Genomic DNA, 19,592 nt, shown 5'->3' with positions numbered 1-19,592 from the left:
TGCGTGGCGGACAGTGTACGACCGGTGGCCCCGGTTGGCGCCTACCCGCGCGCCCGTTGGGTGGCGGCGATGCACACCAGGACGGCGACGGCCGTGAGCGGCGCGGCCGGGGTCAGCGCCTCGCCGAGCAGGAACACCGACCAGACGAGCGTGAGCAGGGGCTGGGCGAGCTGGAGCTGGCTGGCCTTGGGGATGCCGATCACGGCCATGCCCCGGTACCAGACGACCAGGCCGAGGAACTGCGAGCCGATCGCCGCGTACAGCAGGCCCGCCGTGCTGTGCGCGGTGAGCGCGAACGACTCGTGCGGCAGGGCGAGCGCCGCCCAGAGGACGCCGAGCGGCAGACACAGGACGAGCGCCCAGCCGATGACCTGCCAGCCCGGCATGTGCCGGGCCAGACGGCCGCCCTCGGTGTAGCCGGCGGCGCAGACCACCAGCGCGCCGAACAGATACAGATCGGCGGTCGTCAGGGCGCCGCCGCTCTGCTGGATGGTGAACCCGACCACGGCGGCGGCGCCCGCGAGCGCCGCCGCCCAGAAGGCGCGCGAGGGCCGGGCGCCGGTGCGAAGGACGGAGAACACGGCCGTGGTCAGGGGCAGCAGTCCGACGACGACGGCCGCGTGCGCGGTGCTCGACGTCTGGAGGGCGAGCGTCGTGAGCAGGGGGAAGCCGATCACCGTGCCGGCCGCGACGACGGCGAGGCCGGGCCAGTCGGCGCGCCGGGGCGGCGGCACGCGCAGCGCGAGCAGACAGGCGCCCGCGACGAGGGCGCTCAGCACACAGCGCAGGGCGACGAAGCTCCAGGGGCCGATCCCTTCGAGGCCCCAGGCGGTGGAGGGGAACGTGAGCGAGAACGCGGTGACGCCGAGGGCGGCCTGGAGCGTGCCGACCCGGCGGGATACGGGAGCCGCCTGCGGGACCTGCGGCCGCGCGGTCGCCCGGGCCGCCGGGGAGGCGGAGGGCGGGACCGCTATCCCCTGTCGTTCAGTAGCGCTATCCTGTGCTCTCATGCAACAGCGTAGCAGTGTGGGTGAGTTGGCGTATCAGCTGCGAAATGAGCTGGACCGCTACTCTCCAGGTGGAAAGCTGCCTTCCAGTCGGGCCCTGGTCGAGCGGTTCCGGGTGAGCCCGGTGACCGTGTCGCGCGCCCTCGCCCAGCTCGCCGCCGAGGGCCTGGTCGTCACCCGGCCCGGCGCCGGTGCCTTCCGGGCAGAGGCGCCGGGCGCCGCCGTCCCGGTGGGTGACACCTCGTGGCAGGAGGTGTCCCTGAGCGCCGACGCCACGGCCGATGTCGTGCCGCGCTCGGTGGACGCCTCCGGGGTGCTCGCCACGCTCGCCGCGCCGGGCCCGGGCGTCATCGAGTTCAACGGCGGCTATCTGCACCCCTCGCTCCAGCCCGAGCGCGCGATGGCCGCCGCCCTAGCCCGGGCCGGGCGGCGCCCCGGCGCCTGGGAGCGGCCGCCGGTCGAGGGCCTGCCCGAGCTGCGCGAGTGGTTCGCGCGCGGCATCGGCGGCGCGATCACCGCGGCCGAGGTCCTGATCACCGCGGGCGGGCAGAGCGCCCTGACCACCGCGCTGCGGGCGCTCGCCCCGCCCGGCGCGCCGGTGCTCATCGAATCGCCCACGTACCCGGGGCTGCTCGCGATCGCGCGGGCCGCCGGGCTCAGGCCGGTGCCGGTGCCGGTGGACACCGACGGGGTGCGCCCCGACCTGCTCGCCGCCGCGTTCGAGGCGACCGGCGCGCGGGTGTTCGTCTGCCAGCCGCTGTTCCAGAACCCCACCGGCGCCGTGCTGTCCGCCGAGCGCCGCCCCGAGGTGTTGCGGATCGCCCGCGCCGCCGGGGCCTTCGTCGTCGAGGACGACTTCGTGCGCCGCCTCGTGCACGAGGACGCGGGGCCGCTGCCGAGGCCGCTGGCGTCCGAGGACCGGGACGGCGTCGTCGTGCACGTGTGCTCGCTCACCAAGGCCACCTCGCCGAGCTTCCGGGTCAGCGCGCTCGTCGCGCGCGGCCCCGTCCTGGAGCGGCTGCGCACCATCCAGGTCGTCGACCACTTCTTCGTGCCGAGGCCGCTGCAGGAGGCCGCGCTCGAACTCGTCGGCTCCCCGGCCTGGCCCCGCCATCTGCGGGCCGTGGCGGGGGAGTTGAAGGAGCGCAGGGACGCCCTGGTGACCGCGCTGCGGCTGCGGCTGCCCGCGCTCGCCCTGCCGCACGTCCCCGCGGGCGGCTACCACCTGTGGCTGCGGCTTCCCGACGGCACCGACGAACTCGCCCTGGCGGTGGCCGCGTTGCGCGCCGGGGTCGCGGTCGCCCCCGGGCGCCCCTACTTCGCGGCGGAGCCTCCCGCCGGGCACATCCGCCTCAGCTTCGCCGCCCTCGCGGGGACGGCCGAGATCGCCGAAGGCGTGCGTCGCCTCGCGCAGGCGTGCGACGAGGTGACCGGCTGAGCGCGGGCTCAGCGCACGCGGGCGTAGTCCGTCGTCAGGAGCAGGTCCTTGGCCGGGCCCCGGACCCGCCAGCACGTCTGCCAGGAGTCCGCGTCGGCCACCGTGAAGTCGCCCCGGTAGCGGTCCGCCGCGCACGGGTGGTCGGCGGTGTGGCGGCCGGTGCGCAGGTCCAGGCCGTGGAAGAAGCGCCCGTCGGCGAAGTGCACGAGCACGGTGCCCGCGGGCTCGCCCGGCAGGAAGCGCAGCGTGCGCTCGGCGGGGCGCGGGGTGCCCCGCCAGGTGAACGTGCCGGACTCGTGGTGCAGCAGACCGCCGTCCCGCGCGGCCGCACCGGTCAGCGGCGTGAACCGGGTCGTGCCGCTGAAGCGGCCCTCCACCGGTCCGTCCGCGCCCGCGGCGAAGTCCCGTACGGTCCGCTCCACGCGCCACTCGCCGGCGAGATGGGCGAGGGCGTCGGGCACGGGGAAGGGCATGTCCGCAGCGTACGCGGCCCGCGCCCGGATCCGCCCGGCCGGGCTGCCGCCCTAGCGGTCGACGACGGTGAGGCTCACCGCGTCGTACCGGGTCCCCGCGACGCCGTCCGCGGGGGCCGCCGCGTCGATCGCGGCGAGGTCGTCGGCGGACAGCTCGATCGTGGCGGCCGCGAGGTTCTCCCGCAGATACGTCTCGCGGCGCGTGCCCGGGATCGGCACCACGTCGGCGCCCCGGTGCTGCACCCAGGCCAGGGCGAGCTGGCCCGCCGTGACGCCCTTCTCGGCGGCGAGCGCCGTCAGGGCGTCGACGATGGCGAGGTTGCGCTCCAGATTGCCGTCGGCGAAGCGCGGCTGCGAGCGGCGTACGTCGTTCGCCTCCAGGTCCGCGACCGAGGTGACCCGGCCCGTCAGGAAGCCGCGGCCGAGCGGCGAGAACGGCACGAGGCCGATGCCCAGCTCCCGGCACACCGGCGCCGTCTCCTCCTCCAGGTCGCGGGTCCACAGCGACCACTCGCTCTGCAGCGCCGCGATCGGGTGCACGGCGTGCGCGCGCCGGATCGTCCCCGCGCTCGCCTCGGACAGGCCGAGGTGGCGCACCTTGCCCGCCGCGACCAGGTCGGCCATCGCGCCGACGGTCTCCTCGATCGGCACGTTCGGGTCGACGCGGTGCTGGTAGTACAGGTCGATGTGGTCGACGCCGAGCCGGGCGAGCGAGGCGTCGCAGGCCTGCCGCACGTACGCGGCGTCGCCGCGGATCAGCGGGGGCTCGCCGAGCCGGTTGGCGAAGCCGAACTTCGTGGCGATCACGGCCCGCTCGCGGCGCGCGCCGGACAGGGCGCGGCCGAGCAGCTCCTCGTTGTGCCCGGCGCCGTAGTAGTCGGCGGTGTCGAACAGGGTGACGCCGAGGTCGAGGGCGCGGTGCAGCGTGGCGATCGACTGGGCGTCGTCCGACGTGCCGTAGCCGTGGCTCATCCCCATGCAGCCGAGTCCCTGCGCCGAGACGGTCAGCGCGCCGAGCGTGCGGGTGGGCAGGCCGGTCATGTCGTACCTCCAGGTGGTGCGGTGGTCTGCGCGGATCCCCGCGGTGCGGTGATCACGGCCGTGACAGTAGGAGTTGGAGCGCGCTCCAACGCAAGCGCGCTCCAACGCAAGCGCGCTCCAACGCAAGCGCGCCCCGACGCAAGCGCGCCCCGACGCAAGCGCGCCCCGACGCAAGCGCCGCCCGGCTGGGGCCCGCCCCCCTGTCGTCGCTCCGGGTGGCCGCAGGGCCGGGGCTGGGGCTGGCCGGATGGCCGTCCGGTGCGCGCGTTCGTAGCGTGATCGGCGTTCGCGGACCGTCCTGCCCCTCCTCGCCACACCCCGGAGCGTCATGCGTGCCGTCACCTTCACCACGGCGGGCCTCGGGCTCGCCGTCCTGCTCGCGGGCGGTGTGCCCGCCGCCGCCAGGTCGCCGCACCCCACCGGCACAGCCGCCCTCGCCGCCTACGAGAACCAGCACCTGACCTGGGGCGCCTGCTCACCCGCGCAGAAGGAGCTGCGGGCGGCGGGCGCCCGGTGCACCCACGTCACCGTGCCGCTCGACTACGCCGACCCCGGGGGCCGCACCCTGCGCATCGCGGTCTCCCGCATCCGGGCCGAGGTCCCGGCGGACCGGCGGCGCGGCGTCCTGCTGTCCAACCCGGGCGGGCCCGGCGGCACCGGCCTCGCCTACACCCTCGCCCTGCGCCCGGCCCTGGAGCGGGTGGCGGGCGCCTACGACCTCATCGGCTTCGACCCGCGCTTCCTCGGCGAGAGCAGCCCGCTGACCTGCGACCCGGCCCGCAAACCCGCCGAGCCGGGGCCGACCACCACGCCGCGCAGGGACTTCGAGGAGTCCCTGGCCGCCGCCCGCGAGGACGCCCGCCGCTGCCACGCGCGCGGCGACAACGCCCGGCTCCTCCCGCACGCCTCCTCGCGCAACGTCGCCCGCGACATGGACGTGATCCGCGCGGCCCTCGGCGAGCGCCGCCTCTCGTACTACGGCGTGTCGTACGGCGCCGACCTGGGCGCCACCTACGCGCAGCTGTTCCCGCGCCGCGTGGACCGCTTCGTCGTCGACTCCGTCACCGACCCGGCCGCCACGCAGTACGAGCAGTTCCAGCGCTCCGGCAGGCCCGCCGAGGCGGCCCTGGACGAGTGGGCGGCGTGGACGGCCCGCCGCGACGGCACCTACCACCTGGGCCGCACGGCCGCCGCGGTCCGCCACCGGGTGGAGGCGCTGCTCGCCCGCGCCGAGCGGCGGCCGCCGCGCGTCGACGGGCTGCGCCTGAACGCGCCGCTGCTGCGGATGATCCTCAAACAGCCCCTCGTCCAGGGCGAGAACGACCCGACGGCGGCGGCCGTCGTCCGGGACCTGGTCGCCGCCTCGCACGGCCGTCCCGTGGAGCCGGGGCCCGAACTCGCCCGCATGATCGCGCTGTTGAAGTCGCCCGAGCTCGCGGACGGCATGCTCGGCGGCGTGCTCTTCATGTGCGGCGACGGCGGCTGGCCCGCCGGTGGCTGGCCCGGCTCACCGGCGACGTACTGGAGGAACAGCCAGCGCAGCCGCGCCACCGAGCCCGTCTTCGGGCCGTTCGTGAACGGCATGACCGCGCCCTGCGCGTACTTCCCCGAGCCGCCGCGCGAGCCCGCCGTCACCATCGGCAACGACGTGCCCGTCCTGCTGCTCCAGGCCCGGCGCGACCACACCCCGTACCGCGACGCGCTCGCCATGCACCGGGCGCTGCGCGGCTCCCGCATGGTCACGGCGGACATCCGCGGGCACGGCGTCTACGGCCGCGCGGTCGACGGACTCGACCCGGTGCCGTGCGCCGACCGGGCCGTGAACGCCTATCTGGGCGGGGGCGGCCTGCCGCGCGAGGACGTCACCTGCCCGACGGCGCGCGCCGCGCGAAGTGGTCCACGCCGGTGAGTTCGGCGGACAGCTGCCACAGCCGGGCCGCCGCCTCCGGGTCCCTGACCCAGGGCTTGACCCCGCCGATCAGCATGTCGTCGGTGGTGGCGGGCTCGGCGACGTCGCAGTCCTGGCAGTAGGCGCCGCCGTGGTCCGCGAGCAGCGGCGAGGTGGCGGCCCACACGGCCGTCGCCGCGCCCTGCGCCGGGGACTTGAAGCCCTCCGCCGGAGTGCCGTCAGGACCGAACCAGCCCTGGGCGAGCTGCTCCTCGCGCGGCACGTGCCGCTGCAGCGGGGTGAGGACGCTGCCCGGGTGCACGGCGAAGGCGCGCGGCCCCCGGGGCCCGGCGAGCCGGTCCAGGTGCAGGGCGAACAGCGCGTTGGCGGTCTTCGACTGCGCGTACGCGAGCCAGCGGTCGTAGCCCTCGTGGAAGTGCGGGTCGTGCCAGCGGACACCGGACAGGAAGTGCCCCGAGGAGGCCACCGCCACGACCCGGGCCCGCCCTGGCGTCAGCGCCGGGGCGAGCCGGTTGACCAGGGCGTAGTGGCCCAGGTGGTTGACCGCGAAGTGCGCCTCCCAGCCGGGGCCCACCCGGGTCTCGGGGCAGGCCATGACGCCCGCGCCCGCGATCAGCAGGTCGACGGCGCGCCCCGCGTCCAGGACCCGGTCGGCGAAGGCGCGCACGCTCTCCAGGTCGGCGAGGTCCAGGGCGGCCACCTCCGTGCCGGGCACGCCGTCGAGGGCCGCCGTGGCCGCCCGGGGCCTGCGCGCGGGGACGAGCACCCGGGCACCGGCGCGGGCAAGCGCCCGGGTCGCCGCCAGACCGAGGCCGGAGTAGCCGCCGGTGACGATCGCGGTCCTGCCCTCCAGGGAGATGCCCTTCAGGACGTCGTCGGCGGTGCTCCACGCGCCGTGCCCGGAACCGATCCTGCGCTGCTCTGCTGTCGTGGTCGTCATGGCGGGAACGCTAGGACCTAGACTGCGATCTAGATCAAGGACCGTGCTCTGGTTCGAGCACTGCGATCCGGATCGAGAGCCGTGATCCGGATCAAGCCGAGCACCCGCGGAGGGCGAAGGTGGCGCAGCGCGCCGAGGGGATGTCCATCGGGCAGGTCGCCGAGGCGACCGGGGTCAGCGTGCACGCGCTGCGGTTCTTCGAGCGCGAGGAGCTGTTCCTGCGGCCGGTGCCGCGCACCGGTGGCGGGCGGCGCGTGTACGAGCCCGCCGACGTGGAGTGGCTCCTGCTGTGCAACCGGCTGCGCGAGTCCGGGATGCCGATCGCGACCCTCAAGCGCTTCGCCCGCCTCGTCCGCTCCGGGCCGGGCAACGAGCCGGAGCGGCTCGCCCTGCTCCAGGAGCACGAGCGCGCCGTCCGTACGCGCAGGGCGGAACTCGACGCCGCCCTGGAGATCATCCACGGCAAGGTCATGGCGTACGAGAAGCACGTGCGCGAGGGCACGGCGGCGGGGGTCTGGGCCCCGACCCCGCCTCCCTGACCCGGCACGCCCCGCCCCCGGCCCGGTCCCGCGCGTGTCCGGTATCCGCCGCTCGGCCAGGGCCCTGTCGGGACCGGCGCGCCCACGAGATATCTTGATGTCGAGCAATGTTGCAGACGTGGAGCGGAGCACCCGGTGACTGACTCGACCATCATCTACACACACACTGACGAGGCCCCCGCCCTCGCGACGCATTCGTTCCTGCCCGTGATCCAGGCGTACGCCTCGACGGCCGGTGTCCGCGTCGAGACCCGTGACATCTCCCTGGCGGGCCGGATCATCGCGAGCTTCCCGGAGCGCCTGGAGCCGAGCCAGCGCATCGAGGACGCGCTGGCCGAGCTCGGCGAGCTGGCCAAGACGCCGCAGGCCAACATCATCAAGCTGCCGAACATCTCGGCGTCGATCCCGCAGCTCAAGGCCGCCGTGGCCGAGCTGCAGGAGCAGGGCTACGCGCTGCCGGACTACCCGGACGACCCCAAGACCGACGAGGAGCGCGACATCCGCGCCCGCTACGACAAGGTCAAGGGCTCCGCGGTCAACCCGGTCCTGCGCGAGGGCAACTCCGACCGCCGCGCCCCCGCGTCGGTCAAGAACTACGCCAAGGCGCACCCGCACCGCATGGGCGCCTGGACGGCCGACTCCAAGACCAACGTCGCCACCATGGGTGAGAACGACTTCCGGTCGACGGAGAAGTCCGTGGTGATCGAGAAGGCCGGCGCGCTCAAGATCGAGCTGGTCGCCGCCGACGGCACCACCACCGTCCTGCGCGAGTCCGTCCCGGTGCTCGAGGGCGAGGTCGTCGACGCCTCCGTGATGCGCGTGGCCGCGCTGCGCGAGTTCCTGACCGCCCAGGTCGCCCGCGCCAAGGCCGAGGGCGTGCTGTTCTCCGTGCACCTCAAGGCGACGATGATGAAGGTCTCCGACCCGATCGTCTTCGGCCACGTCGTGCGCGCCTTCTTCCCGAAGACCTTCGCGGCCTTCGGCGCCGACCTCGCGGCCGCGGGCCTGAGCCCGAACGACGGCCTCGGCGGCATCTACAAGGGCCTGGAGGCGCTGGCGAACGGCGCCGAGATCAAGGCGTCCTTCGAGGCCGAGCTGGCCGAGGGCCCGGACCTGGCGATGGTCGACTCCGACCGCGGCATCACCAACCTGCACGTGCCGTCCGACGTCATCGTCGACGCCTCGATGCCGGCCATGATCCGCACCTCGGGCCACATGTGGGACAAGGACGGCGCCGAGGCCGACACCCTCGCCGTCATCCCGGACTCCTCCTACGCGGGCGTCTACCAGGTCGCCATCGACGACTGCCGCGCCCACGGCGCCTACGACCCGGCCACCATGGGCTCGGTCCCGAACGTCGGCCTGATGGCGCAGAAGGCCGAGGAGTACGGCTCCCACGACAAGACCTTCGAGATCGCCGCCGCCGGCACGGTCCGCCTGGTCGACGCCGAGGGCACCGTCCTCATCGAGCAGCCGGTCTCCGAGGGCGACATCTTCCGCGCCTGCCAGACCAAGGACGCGCCGATCAAGGACTGGGTGAAGCTGGCCGTCACCCGCGCCCGCGCCACCGGCGACCCGGCCGTGTTCTGGCTGGACGAGACCCGCGCGCACGACGCCAACCTGATCGCCAAGGTCCAGGCGTACCTGCCGGAGTTCGACACCGAGGGCCTGGACCTGAAGATCCTGTCCCCGGTCGAGGCCACCAAGCTGTCGGTGGAGCGCATCCGCCAGGGCCTCAACACGATCTCCGTCACCGGCAACGTGCTGCGTGACTACCTGACCGACCTGTTCCCGATCCTGGAGCTCGGCACCAGCGCCAAGATGCTCTCGGTGGTCCCGCTGATGAACGGCGGCGGCCTGTTCGAGACCGGCGCCGGCGGCTCCGCCCCGAAGCACGTCCAGCAGCTGGTCAAGGAGAACTACCTGCGCTGGGACAGCCTCGGTGAGTTCCTCGCGCTCGCGGTCTCCTTCGAGCACCTGGCGCAGACCACGGGCAACGCCCGGGCCCAGGTCCTCGCGGACACCCTGGACCGCGCCACGGCCTCCTTCCTGGAGGAGGACAAGTCGCCGAGCCGCAGGCTGGGCGGCATCGACAACCGCGGCAGCCACTTCTACCTGTCCCTGTACTGGGCCCAGGAGCTGGCCAAGCAGACCGACGACGCCCAGCTCGCCGAGGCCTTCGGCCCGCTCGCCAAGACGCTGACCGAGCAGGAGCAGCGCATCGTGGACGAGCTGCTCGCCGTCCAGGGCTCCCCGGCCGACATCGGCGGCTACTACCAGCCGGACGCCGCCAAGGCCGCGGCCGTCATGCGCCCGTCGGCCACGTTCAACGAGGCCATCGCGTCGCTCGCGTAACGACGCCCGCCTGCCAGGTGTCATGAGGCAAGCACCGCTCGCCCCGGTCGGCAACCGCCGACCGGGGCGGTCGTGTCTTGGCCACCGGACACCGGTGCCGCCCGGGAGACCGGGCGGCACAAGATCTCCATTGCATAGATCTGCAATAGCTTGTATATTCATGCCATTCACGAGGAGGAGTCATGACGGTACGCGCTGCGGTGGCGGGGGCGAGCGGATACGCGGGCGGGGAACTGCTGCGCACGCTGCTCACGCACCCCGAGGTCGAGATCGGCACCCTCACCGCCAACTCGAACGCGGGCCAGCCGCTCGGTGCCCTCCAGCCGCACCTGACGCCGCTCGCCGAGCGCGTCCTGGAGCCGACCACCGCCGAGTCCCTCGCCGGGCACGACGTCGTCTTCCTCGCGCTGCCGCACGGCCAGTCCGCCGCGGTCGCCGAGCAGCTCGGCCCGGACGTGCTCGTGGTGGACATGGGCGCGGACTTCCGCCTCAAGGACGCCGCGGACTGGGAGAAGTTCTACGGCAGCGAGCACGCGGGCACCTGGCCGTACGGCCTGCCGGAGCTGCCGGGCGCCCGCGCCGCCCTCGCGGGCACCAAGCGCATCGCCGTGCCGGGCTGCTACCCGACGGCGGTCTCGCTCGCGCTGTTCCCGGCGTACGCGGCGGGGCTCGTGGAGGACGAGGCGGTGATCGTCGCGGCCTCCGGCACCTCGGGCGCGGGCAAGGCGCCCAAGCCCCACCTCCTCGGCTCCGAGGTCATGGGCTCCATGTCGCCGTACGGCGTCGGCGGCGTGCACCGGCACACCCCCGAGATGATCCAGAACCTCAGCGCGGCGGCGGGCACCCGGGTGTCGGTCTCCTTCACGCCCACCCTCGCGCCCATGCCGCGCGGCATCCTCGCCACGTGCAGCGCCAAGGCCAGGCCGGGCGTCACCGCGGAGGGCGTGCGCGCCGCGTACGAGAAGGCGTTCGCCGACGAGCCGTTCGTGCGGCTGCTCCCGGAGGGCCAGTGGCCCGCCACCGCGTCCGTATACGGCTCCAACGCCGTGCACGTCCAGGTCGCCCACGACCCGGGCTCCGGCCGCGTGATCGTGATCAGCGCCATCGACAACCTCAGCAAGGGCACCGCGGGCGGCGCGGTGCAGAGCATGAACATCGCCCTGGGGCTCCCGGAGGAGCTGGGGCTTTCTACGATCGGAGTCGCACCGTGAGTGTCACGGCAGCCAAGGGATTCCAGGCGGCGGGCATCGCCGCAGGGATCAAGGAGAACGGCAACCCGGACCTGGCCCTCGTGGTCAACGACGGGCCCCGCCTCGCCGCCGCGGGCGTCTTCACCTCCAACCGCGTGAAGGCCGCCCCCGTGCTCTGGTCCGAGCAGGTCCTCAAGGGCGGGCAGGTGGCCGCGGTCGTCCTCAACTCCGGCGGCGCCAACGCCTGCACCGGACCGAAGGGCTTCCAGGACACGCACGCCACCGCGGAGAAGGCGGCCGAGGTCCTCGGGGTGAACGCGGCCGAGGTCGCGGTGGCCTCCACCGGCCTCATCGGCGTCACGCTGCCCATGGACAAGCTCCTGCCGGGCGTCGAGACGGCCGCGGCCGCCCTGTCCCCGCACGGCGGCGAGAAGGCCGCCATCGCCATCAAGACGACCGACAGCGTGCACAAGACGGCCGTCTTCGAGGGCGCGGGCTGGACCGTCGGCGGCATGGCCAAGGGCGCGGGCATGCTCGCCCCCGGCCTCGCCACCATGCTGGTCGTCCTCACCACGGACGCCGACCTGCCCGCCGCCGACCTGGACAAGGCGCTGCGCGAGGCGACCCGGCTCACCTTCGACCGGGTCGACTCCGACGGCTGCATGTCCACCAACGACACCGTGCTGCTCCTGGCCTCCGGTGCCGCTGAGGTCGCGCCGGGACAGGCGGAGTTCGCCGAGGCCGTCCGCGCGGTCTGCGACGACCTCGCCCGGCAGCTCATCGGCGACGCCGAGGGCGCCAGCAAGGACATCCGCATCGAGGTCGTGGGCGCCGCGAGCGAGGACGACGCCGTCGAGGTGGGCCGCTCCATCGCCCGCAACAACCTCCTCAAGTGCGCCCTCCACGGCGAGGACCCCAACTGGGGCCGCGTCCTGTCGGCCATCGGCACCACCGGCGCGGTCTTCGAGCCCGACCGGCTGAACGTCGCCATCAACGACGTCTGGGTCTGCCGGAACGGCTCGGTGGGCGAGGACCGCGACCTCGTCGACATGCGCTACCGCGAGGTGCGGATCACCGCCGACCTGGCCGCCGGCACCGAGTCCGCCGTCATCTGGGCCAACGACCTCACCGCCGACTACGTCCACGAGAACAGCGCCTACTCGTCCTGAGCCCGGCGGGACCGCACGGTCCCGCCCCGGGCGGCCCGTCCTGAACCCGAGGACCCTGAACACCCCATGAGCACCCGCAAGCACACCGCTCTGCCCAAGGCGCAGACCCTCATCGAGGCGCTGCCCTGGCTGACCCGGCACCGCGGCAAGACCGTCGTCATCAAGTTCGGCGGCAACGCCATGGTGGACGCCGACCTCAAGGCGGCCTTCGCCCAGGACGTCGTCTTCCTGCACCACGCGGGCCTGCGCCCCGTCGTGGTGCACGGCGGTGGCCCGCAGATCAGCGCCCAGCTCGACAAGCAGGGCCTGGTCAGCGAGTTCAAGGCGGGCCTGCGCGTCACGACGCCGGAGGCCATGGACGTCGTCCGCATGGTCCTCGCCGGGCAGGTGCAGCGGGAGCTCGTGGGGCTGCTCAACGAGCACGGCCCGCTGGCCGTGGGGCTGACCGGTGAGGACGCGCACACCATCACCGCGACCCGGCACCGCCCGCTGATCGACGGCGAGCCCGTCGACATCGGGCGGGTCGGCGAGGTCACCGGCATCGACACCGGCGCCATCGAGGCGCTCCTCGCCGACGGCCGCATCCCGGTCGTCTCCTCGATCGCCCGCTCCCAGGACGAAGGTGACACCGGGCATGTCTACAACGTCAATGCTGATACGGCGGCTGCGGCACTCGCTGCGGCGCTTGGTGCCGAGACGCTGATGGTCCTCACCGACGTGGAGGGCCTCTACGAGGACTGGCCGCGCAGCGACGAGGTGATCAGCCGCCTCACCGCCGCCGAGCTGGAGAAGCTCCTGCCCGAGCTGTCCAGCGGCATGGTGCCCAAGATGAAGGGCTGTCTGCACGCGGTGCGCAACGGCGTGCAGACGGCCCGCGTCATCGACGGCCGCGTACAGCACTCGATCCTGCTTGAGATTTTCACGGATGAAGGAATCGGCACGATGGTCGTGCCCGACGAGCTGACCGAGGGAGCCACGGCATGACCGCCGCCACCCCGTCCACCGACGCCAACCAGTCCCTGACCGAGCGCTGGCGAGGCGCGCTCATGGACAACTACGGCACGCCGCGCCTGCCCCTGGTGCGCGGCGCGGGCAGCAGGCTCTGGGACGCGGACGGCAAGGAGTACGTCGACTTCGTCGGCGGCATCGCGGTGAACGCCCTCGGCCACGGACACCCGGCCGTGGTGGACGCCGTCTCCCGGCAGATCGCCGCGCTCGGCCACGTCTCGAACCTCTTCGTCGCCGAGCCGCCCGTCGCGCTCGCCGAGCGGCTGCTCCAGCTCTTCGGCCGCGACGGCCGCGTGTACTTCTGCAACTCCGGCGCGGAGGCCAACGAGGGCGCCTTCAAGATCGGCCGGCTGACGGGCCGGCCGCACATGGTCGCCACCGACGGCGGTTTCCACGGCCGCACGATGGGCGCGCTCGCCCTCACCGGCCAGCCCGGCAAGCAGCAGCCGTTCCTGCCGCTGCCCGGGGACGTGACGCACGTACCGTACGGAGACGCCGACGCCCTGCGCGCGGCGGTCACCGAGGACACGGCCTTCGTGATCATCGAGCCGGTCCAGGGCGAGAACGGCGTCGTCGTGCCGCCCGCCGGCTATCTGCGGGCCGCCCGCGAGATCACCCGCGCCACCGGCACCCTCCTCGTCCTCGACGAGGTGCAGACCGGCGTCGGCCGTACGGGCCACTGGTTCGCGCACTTCGCGGACGAGGACGTGCTCCCCGACGTCGTCACCCTCGCCAAGGGGCTCGGCGGCGGTCTGCCGCTCGGCGCCACCGTCGCCTTCGGCGAGGCCGCGGCCCTGCTGCGGCCGGGCCAGCACGGCACGACCTTCGGCGGCAACCCCGTCGCCTGCGCCGCCGGGCTCGCCGTGCTCGACACGATCGCCGCCGAGGGACTGCTCGACCGCACCCAGCGCGCGGGCGAACGGCTCCGGGACGGAATCGAGTCAGCGGGGCACGGCTTGGTCGACCATGTCAGGGGCGCGGGCCTCCTGCTGGGTATGGTGCTCACCGAGCCGCTGGCCGCGCAGGTGCAGCGGGCGGCTCAGGACGCCGGCTTCCTGGTCAACGCGCCCGCCCCCGATGTCGTACGGCTCATGCCGGCCCTGAACGTGGGCGACACCGAGGTGGACGCCTTCCTCCGGGCCCTGCCCGGCGTCCTCGACCAGGCCGCGGCCGCGGCGAACGGGGACGGACGATCCGGAGAATGAGACGACGATGAGCCATGCGCAGCGCAACGAGCGAGGGGAGTCCGCCGGGCCCGCGGTGCCGCAGACCCGCACCGCACGCCACCGCAGGATCGTCGACATCCTCAACCGGCAGCCGGTGCGCTCGCAGAGCCAGCTGGCGAAGCTCCTGGCCGACGACGGCCTGAGCGTCACCCAGGCGACCCTCTCGCGCGACCTCGACGAGCTGAACGCCGTCAAGATCCGCAACGCCGAGGGCGACCTCATCTACGCCGTGCCGAGCGAGGGCGGCTTCCGCACCCCGCGCGCCCCGCTCGGCGAGTCGGCCAAGGAGGAGCGGATGCGGCGCCTGTCCGGCGAGCTCCTCATCTCCGCCGAGGCCTCCGCCAACCTCGTGGTGCTGCGCACTCCGCCGGGAGCGGCCCAGTTCCTGGCCTCCGCGATCGACCAGGCCGAGCTGCACGACATCCTGGGCACGATCGCGGGCGACGACACGGTGATGCTCATCAGCAGGGATGCGACGGGGGGCCAGGCCCTGGCCGACCATCTGCTGCGCCTTGCGTCCAACGAGCACTGAGGCTGGCCCCTGGCCTTGGCTCGGCTTGATCGGCCTGCGGCCTCGTCCTCAATCGCCGGACGGGCTTGAGAGGTCGCTGTCCGTCGGGCTGTTCCGGTGCCTGTGGGCCATCCACGCCGCCACCAGCGAGCCCGACACGTTGTGCCAGACCGAGAAGACCGCGGCGGGCAGCGCCGCCAGCGGGCCGAAGTGGGCGGTGGCCAGGGACGCCCCGTTGTGCAGCACCACCGCGAGCAGCACGAGCGCGGCGGCCGACTTGATGGCCGCCGCGCTGCCCGCGACGACCACCGCCACGATGACGGCGATGGTGGCGGCGGACAGCCACGGCAGCGCGCCGAGCGCCCGGTCCACGTACCGGCCGAGGAACAGCCGCACCAGCAGGCCCGCGACGACGGGCAGTAGCACCGTCTTGAGGATGTCCGTCACCATCGAGCCGGTGTCCACCGGCAGGTACTCGCCCGCGAGCAGCAGGGTCAGCGGCGAGCAGAACATCACCACGCCGAGCAGATACGGCACGCCCGGCTTCCAGCCCGCGAAGGCGTCCGGGGCCGCGAGCCCGACGGCGCCCGCGGCGAGCACCAGGACGGGAAAGACGGTGACGGCCCGGCGCGCGGCCCGGTCGGTACCGCTCGGGGCCCGTCCAGCGGCCACGGGGGCGCAACCCCGTCTCGATATGTGGTCGCTACACGTGTCCCGTTCGGCCCGGACGGAGTGTCCTGTGCCGCCGGGCGGAGTTGTGAGGGGTGGGCGGCGGCCCTTCGCGCCCTGGATTGACGAAACATACGGCGCAGTGCATACTCATGCATATCAGTGAATGCACTGAGCGAGCGAATGCACTGTGAGGAGAAACCCGTGACCGAGCGCGTCGTACTCGCCTACTCGGGCGGCCTGGACACCTCCGTCGCCATCGGCTGGATCGCCGAGGAGACGGGCGCCGAGGTCATCGCCGTCGCCGTGGACGTCGGCCAGGGCGGCGAGGACCTGGACGTCATCCGCAAGCGCGCGCTCGCCTGTGGTGCCGTCGAGGCCGAGGTCGCGGACGCCAAGGACGAGTTCGCCGACGAGTACTGCCTCCCGGCGATCAAGGCCAACGCCCTCTACATGGACCGGTATCCGCTGGTCTCCGCCCTCTCCCGGCCGACCATCGTCAAGCACCTGGTGGCCGCCGCGAACAAGCACGGCGCGGGCATCGTGGCCCATGGCTGCACCGGCAAGGGCAACGACCAGGTGCGGTTCGAGGCCGGCATCCAGGCGCTCGGCCCTGACCTGAAGTGCATCGCCCCCGTGCGGGACTACGCGATGACGCGGGACAAGGCCATCGCCTTCTGCGAGGACAAGGGCCTGCCGATCGCGACCAGCAAGAAGTCGCCGTACTCCATCGACCAGAACGTCTTCGGGCGGGCCGTCGAGACGGGCTTCCTGGAGGACATCTGGAACGCGCCGATCGAGGACGTCTACGAGTACACCTCCAACCCCGCGACCCCCCGCGAGGCCGACGAGGTCGTGCTCACCTTCAAGGAGGGCGTCCCGGTCGCCATCGACGGCAGGCCCGTCACGGTCCTCCAGGCGATCCAGCAGCTCAACGAGCGGGCGGGCGCCCAGGGCATCGGCCGGATCGACATGGTCGAGGACCGGCTCGTCGGCATCAAGTCCCGTGAGGTGTACGAGGCCCCGGGCGCGATCGCGCTGATCACCGCCCACCAGGAGCTGGAGAACGTGACGGTCGAGCGGGAGCTCGCCCGCTACAAGCGGCAGGTCGAGCAGCGCTGGGGCGAGCTGGTCTACGACGGCCTGTGGTTCTCCCCGCTCAAGCGGGCCCTCGACGGCTTCATCAACGAGGCCAACCAGCACGTCAGCGGCGACATCCGGATGACCCTGCACGGCGGCCGCGCCGTCGTCACCGGCCGGAAGTCCGAGCAGTCGCTGTACGACTTCAACCTGGCGACGTACGACACGGGCGACACCTTCGACCAGTCGAAGGCCCAGGGCTTCATCGACATCTTCGCCCTGTCGTCGAAGATCGCCGCCAAGCGGGACCTGGCGTAGGCGAATCAGCCCCTCCGGCGTTTGAGGAGCGGGGTCCGGGGCGGAGTCCTCACGCGGCGGAGCCGCATATAGGCACAGTCGGGAAGGGGCGGGGCGGGGGAGACGACCCTCGCCCCGCCCACCGCACACCAAGGAGCAACCGTGAGCAGCAACACCGGCGATGTCCGCCTCTGGGGAGGACGGTTCGCCGACGGTCCCGCAGAGGCGCTGGCGCAACTCTCCGCCTCGGTGCACTTCGACTGGCGCCTCGCGCCGTACGACATCGCGGGCTCCCGAGCCCACGCGCGCGTACTGCGCAAGGCGAACCTGCTCACCGCCGATGAGCTGGAGCGCATGCTGGCGGGCCTCGACCGGCTCGAAGCGGACGTGGCGTCCGGCGCGTTCGTGGGCACCGTCGCCGACGAGGACGTGCACACCGCCCTGGAGCGCGGCCTCCTGGAGCGGCTCGGCCCGGACCTCGGCGGCAAGCTGCGCGCCGGCCGCTCCCGCAACGACCAGGTGGTCACGCTCTTCCGGATGTACCTGCGGGACCACGCCCGGATCGTCGGCGGTCTGATCACCGACCTTCAGGAGGCGCTGATCGGCCTCGCCGAGGCCCACCCGGACGTCGCCATGCCGGGCCGCACCCACCTCCAGCACGCCCAGCCGGTGCTCTTCGCCCACCACGTCCTCGCGCACGCCCAGTCCCTGGCCCGGGACGCCGAGCGGCTGCGGCAGTGGGACGGCCGGGCCGCGGTGTCGGCGTACGGCTCCGGGGCCCTGGCCGGGCAGTCGCTCGGCCTCGACCCGGAGGCGGTGGCCGAGGACCTCGGCTTCGAGCGCGGCTCGGCCGCCAACTCCATCGACGGCACGGCCTCGCGCGACTTCGTCGCCGAGTTCGCCTTCATCACCGCGATGATCGGCGTGAACCTCTCCCGGATCGCCGAGGAGGTCATCATCTGGAACACGAAGGAATTCTCCTTCGTCACGCTCCACGACGCCTTCTCCACCGGCTCGTCGATCATGCCGCAGAAGAAGAACCCGGACATCGCCGAGCTGGCCCGGGGCAAGTCCGGGCGCCTCATCGGCAACCTCACCGGCCTCATGGCCACCCTCAAGGCGCTCCCGCTCGCGTACAACCGCGACCTCCAGGAGGACAAGGAGCCCGTCTTCGACTCCTGCGACCAGCTGGAGGTCCTGCTGCCCGCCTTCACCGGCATGATGGCGACGCTCACGGTCCACCGCGAGCGCATGGAGGAGCTGGCCCCCGCCGGGTTCTCGCTCGCCACGGACATCGCCGAGTGGCTGGTCAAGCAGGGCGTGCCGTTCCGCGTCGCGCACGAGGTCGCGGGGGAGTGCGTCAAGGAGTGCGAGGCGCACGGCATCGAGCTCGACCAGCTCACCGACGAGCAGTTCGCGAAGATCTCCCCGCGGCTGACCCCCGAGGTCCGCACCGTACTGAACGTGCCGGGCGCCCTCGCCTCCCGCGACGGCCGCGGCGGCACCGCGCCCTCGGCGGTGGCCGCCCAGCTCGCCGAGATCAAGAAGGACGTGGCCGCCCAGCGCGAGTGGGCCACGGCCCGCAGCGCCTAGCGAAGCGGGCCCGGGGCGCCCCGCCGGGGCCCGCCCGCCCACGGAGGGCTACGTTGAACGGAGGGGAGTGCGCCGCCCGCGCACTCCCCTCACCGCGTCCCACCCCCGAAGCGTGGAGCCCCACATGACCTTCTCCCGCCTGGCCGAAGCCACCACCCCGACCGCCCACATCGGCCTCGGCCTGGCCGCCGTCGGCCGGCCCGGCTACATCACCCTGGGCCGCGAGGCCGACCTGCCGCGATCCCGCAGCGTCGAGGCCCTGCGCGAGCGCGCGCTCGAACTCCTCGACGCCGCCTACGCGCTCGGCGTGCGGTACGTCGACGCGGCCCGCTCCTACGGCCGCTCCGAGGAGTTCCTCGCCGACTGGCTGGCGAGCAGGCCCGACATCGACGACGTCGTCGTCGGCAGCAAGTGGGGCTACACCTACACGGCCGACTGGCGCACCGACGCCGCCGCGCACGAGGTCAAGGACCACAGCGTCACCGCGTACGACCGCCAGCGCGCCGAGAGCGCCGCGCTGCTCGGCGGGCGGCTCGACCTCTACCAGATCCACTCGGTCACGCCCCAGAGCCCGGCGCTCACCGACAAGGAGCTGCACGCGCGGCTCGCGGACCTCGCCGCCGAGGGCGTCACCGTCGGCCTGTCCGTGAGCGGCCCCCAGCAGGCCGCCGCGATCCGCGCCGCCCTGGACGTGACCGTCGGCGGCGAGCGGCTCTTCCACACCGTGCAGGCGACCTACAACGCCCTGGAGACCTCGGCGGGCCCCGCGCTCGCCGAGGCCCACGACGCGGGCCTGACCGTCCTGGTCAAGGAGGGCATGGCCAACGGCCGCCTCGCGGGCGAGCACGCCCCGGCCGCCCTGCGCGCCGTCGCCGAGCGGACCGGGCTCGGCTGCGACGCGGTCGCCCTCGCCCTGGTGCTGCGCCGGCCGTGGGCCGGTGTCGTGCTCTCCGGCGCCGCCACCTCCGTACAGCTCGTGTCGAACCTGCACGCCACGGCCGTCGACCTGGACGCACAGGACCTGGAGCGCGTCGAGGCCCTCGCCGAGGAGCCCGCCGCGTACTGGAGCACGCGGGCCGCGCTGCCCTGGCACTGAAAGACCACGGCTCCACCCCAGCCCTAAGACCCCCATGCCTCTCGTGAGACG

17 protein-coding genes are annotated in these 19,592 nt (G+C 73.5%); 12 read left to right on the top strand and 5 right to left on the bottom strand.

Features of this window, described 5'->3' with window-relative positions; all coding sequences use genetic code 11:
- Nucleotides 1-41: 41 nt before the first annotated feature.
- Nucleotides 42-1,010 carry a DMT family transporter gene (locus C9F11_RS08375; protein ID WP_138958649.1) on the bottom strand — a complete coding sequence of 323 codons (969 nt, stop codon included), beginning with the start codon at nt 1,008-1,010 and terminating at the stop codon, nt 42-44.
- Here C9F11_RS08375 and C9F11_RS08370 point away from each other — a divergent pair.
- The gene (locus C9F11_RS08370) at nt 1,009-2,445 is read left to right on the top strand and encodes a PLP-dependent aminotransferase family protein (protein WP_138958648.1); all 1,437 of its coding nucleotides are present in this window, start codon (nt 1,009-1,011) and stop codon (nt 2,443-2,445) included. The two genes, C9F11_RS08375 and C9F11_RS08370, sit on opposite strands and share 2 nt — an antisense overlap.
- 8 nt (nt 2,446-2,453) lie before the next feature.
- Here C9F11_RS08370 and C9F11_RS08365 read toward each other — a convergent pair whose 3' ends face one another.
- Both C9F11_RS08365 and C9F11_RS08360 read right to left on the bottom strand, forming a co-directional pair.
- Entirely contained in the window at nt 2,454-2,918 is a 465-nt protein-coding gene (locus C9F11_RS08365) for a DUF6314 family protein (RefSeq protein ID WP_138958647.1), read from the bottom strand.
- 51 nt (nt 2,919-2,969) lie between these two features.
- Nucleotides 2,970-3,959 (bottom strand): aldo/keto reductase, encoded by a 990-nt coding sequence (locus C9F11_RS08360; protein WP_138958646.1) that lies wholly within the window; start codon nt 3,957-3,959, stop codon nt 2,970-2,972.
- A 328-nt stretch (nt 3,960-4,287) separates the two neighbouring features.
- Between C9F11_RS08360 and C9F11_RS08355 the strand changes: the two genes are divergently transcribed.
- Nucleotides 4,288-5,868 carry an alpha/beta hydrolase gene (locus tag C9F11_RS08355; protein WP_138958645.1) on the top strand — a complete coding sequence of 527 codons (1,581 nt, stop codon included), beginning with the start codon at nt 4,288-4,290 and terminating at the stop codon, nt 5,866-5,868.
- Here C9F11_RS08355 and C9F11_RS08350 read toward each other — a convergent pair.
- Entirely contained in the window at nt 5,822-6,808 is a 987-nt protein-coding gene (locus tag C9F11_RS08350) for an oxidoreductase (protein WP_138958644.1), read from the bottom strand. The genes C9F11_RS08355 and C9F11_RS08350 overlap by 47 nt on opposite strands.
- Before the next feature lie 140 nt (nt 6,809-6,948).
- Here C9F11_RS08350 and C9F11_RS08345 point away from each other — a divergent pair, with 140 nt between their 5' ends.
- The 7 genes from C9F11_RS08345 to C9F11_RS08315 all read left to right on the top strand — a co-directional run bounded on the left by C9F11_RS08345 (nt 6,949) and on the right by C9F11_RS08315 (nt 14,827).
- Nucleotides 6,949-7,347, top strand: coding sequence for a MerR family transcriptional regulator (locus tag C9F11_RS08345; RefSeq protein WP_138966236.1), 399 nt, complete (start codon nt 6,949-6,951; stop codon nt 7,345-7,347).
- A 135-nt stretch (nt 7,348-7,482) separates the two neighbouring features.
- A complete protein-coding gene (locus C9F11_RS08340; RefSeq protein ID WP_138958643.1) occupies nt 7,483-9,702 on the top strand; it encodes an NADP-dependent isocitrate dehydrogenase in 2,220 nt (739 codons plus the stop codon).
- A 182-nt stretch (nt 9,703-9,884) separates the two neighbouring features.
- Nucleotides 9,885-10,913 carry an N-acetyl-gamma-glutamyl-phosphate reductase gene (gene argC / locus C9F11_RS08335; protein WP_138958642.1) on the top strand — a complete coding sequence of 343 codons (1,029 nt, stop codon included), beginning with the start codon at nt 9,885-9,887 and terminating at the stop codon, nt 10,911-10,913.
- The gene (gene argJ, locus C9F11_RS08330; protein WP_138958641.1) at nt 10,910-12,061 is read left to right on the top strand and encodes a bifunctional glutamate N-acetyltransferase/amino-acid acetyltransferase ArgJ; all 1,152 of its coding nucleotides are present in this window, start codon (nt 10,910-10,912) and stop codon (nt 12,059-12,061) included. The genes argC and argJ overlap by 4 nt, the downstream gene beginning before the upstream one ends.
- 66 nt (nt 12,062-12,127) lie before the next feature.
- Nucleotides 12,128-13,045 carry an acetylglutamate kinase gene (gene argB, locus C9F11_RS08325; RefSeq protein ID WP_138958640.1) on the top strand — a complete coding sequence of 306 codons (918 nt, stop codon included), beginning with the start codon at nt 12,128-12,130 and terminating at the stop codon, nt 13,043-13,045.
- Nucleotides 13,042-14,274 carry an acetylornithine transaminase gene (locus C9F11_RS08320; RefSeq protein WP_138958639.1) on the top strand — a complete coding sequence of 411 codons (1,233 nt, stop codon included), beginning with the start codon at nt 13,042-13,044 and terminating at the stop codon, nt 14,272-14,274. The genes argB and C9F11_RS08320 overlap by 4 nt, the downstream gene beginning before the upstream one ends.
- Before the next feature lie 7 nt (nt 14,275-14,281).
- Nucleotides 14,282-14,827, top strand: coding sequence for an arginine repressor (locus C9F11_RS08315; protein WP_030680925.1), 546 nt, complete (start codon nt 14,282-14,284; stop codon nt 14,825-14,827).
- A 48-nt stretch (nt 14,828-14,875) separates the two neighbouring features.
- On the opposite strand, the gene C9F11_RS08310 is transcribed toward C9F11_RS08315, so the two are convergent.
- Nucleotides 14,876-15,478, bottom strand: a complete 603-nt coding sequence (locus C9F11_RS08310) for a hypothetical protein (RefSeq protein WP_249401643.1) — start codon at nt 15,476-15,478, stop codon at nt 14,876-14,878.
- A gap of 201 nt (nt 15,479-15,679) precedes the next feature.
- Between C9F11_RS08310 and C9F11_RS08305 the strand changes: the two genes are divergently transcribed.
- From C9F11_RS08305 to C9F11_RS08295, 3 genes are all read left to right on the top strand, one after another.
- Nucleotides 15,680-16,873, top strand: coding sequence for an argininosuccinate synthase (locus C9F11_RS08305; protein ID WP_138958637.1), 1,194 nt, complete (start codon nt 15,680-15,682; stop codon nt 16,871-16,873).
- A 141-nt stretch (nt 16,874-17,014) separates the two neighbouring features.
- Nucleotides 17,015-18,445, top strand: coding sequence for an argininosuccinate lyase (gene argH / locus C9F11_RS08300; protein WP_138958636.1), 1,431 nt, complete (start codon nt 17,015-17,017; stop codon nt 18,443-18,445).
- A gap of 124 nt (nt 18,446-18,569) precedes the next feature.
- Nucleotides 18,570-19,541 (top strand): aldo/keto reductase, encoded by a 972-nt coding sequence (locus C9F11_RS08295; RefSeq protein ID WP_138958635.1) that lies wholly within the window; start codon nt 18,570-18,572, stop codon nt 19,539-19,541.
- Nucleotides 19,542-19,592 lie beyond the last annotated feature (51 nt).

The organism is Streptomyces sp. YIM 121038 (assembly GCF_006088715.1).
Taxonomy (GTDB): domain Bacteria; phylum Actinomycetota; class Actinomycetes; order Streptomycetales; family Streptomycetaceae; genus Streptomyces.
Note: the sequence above shows the minus strand (reverse complement) of the source record. Positions and strands in the feature narration are given on the sequence as shown.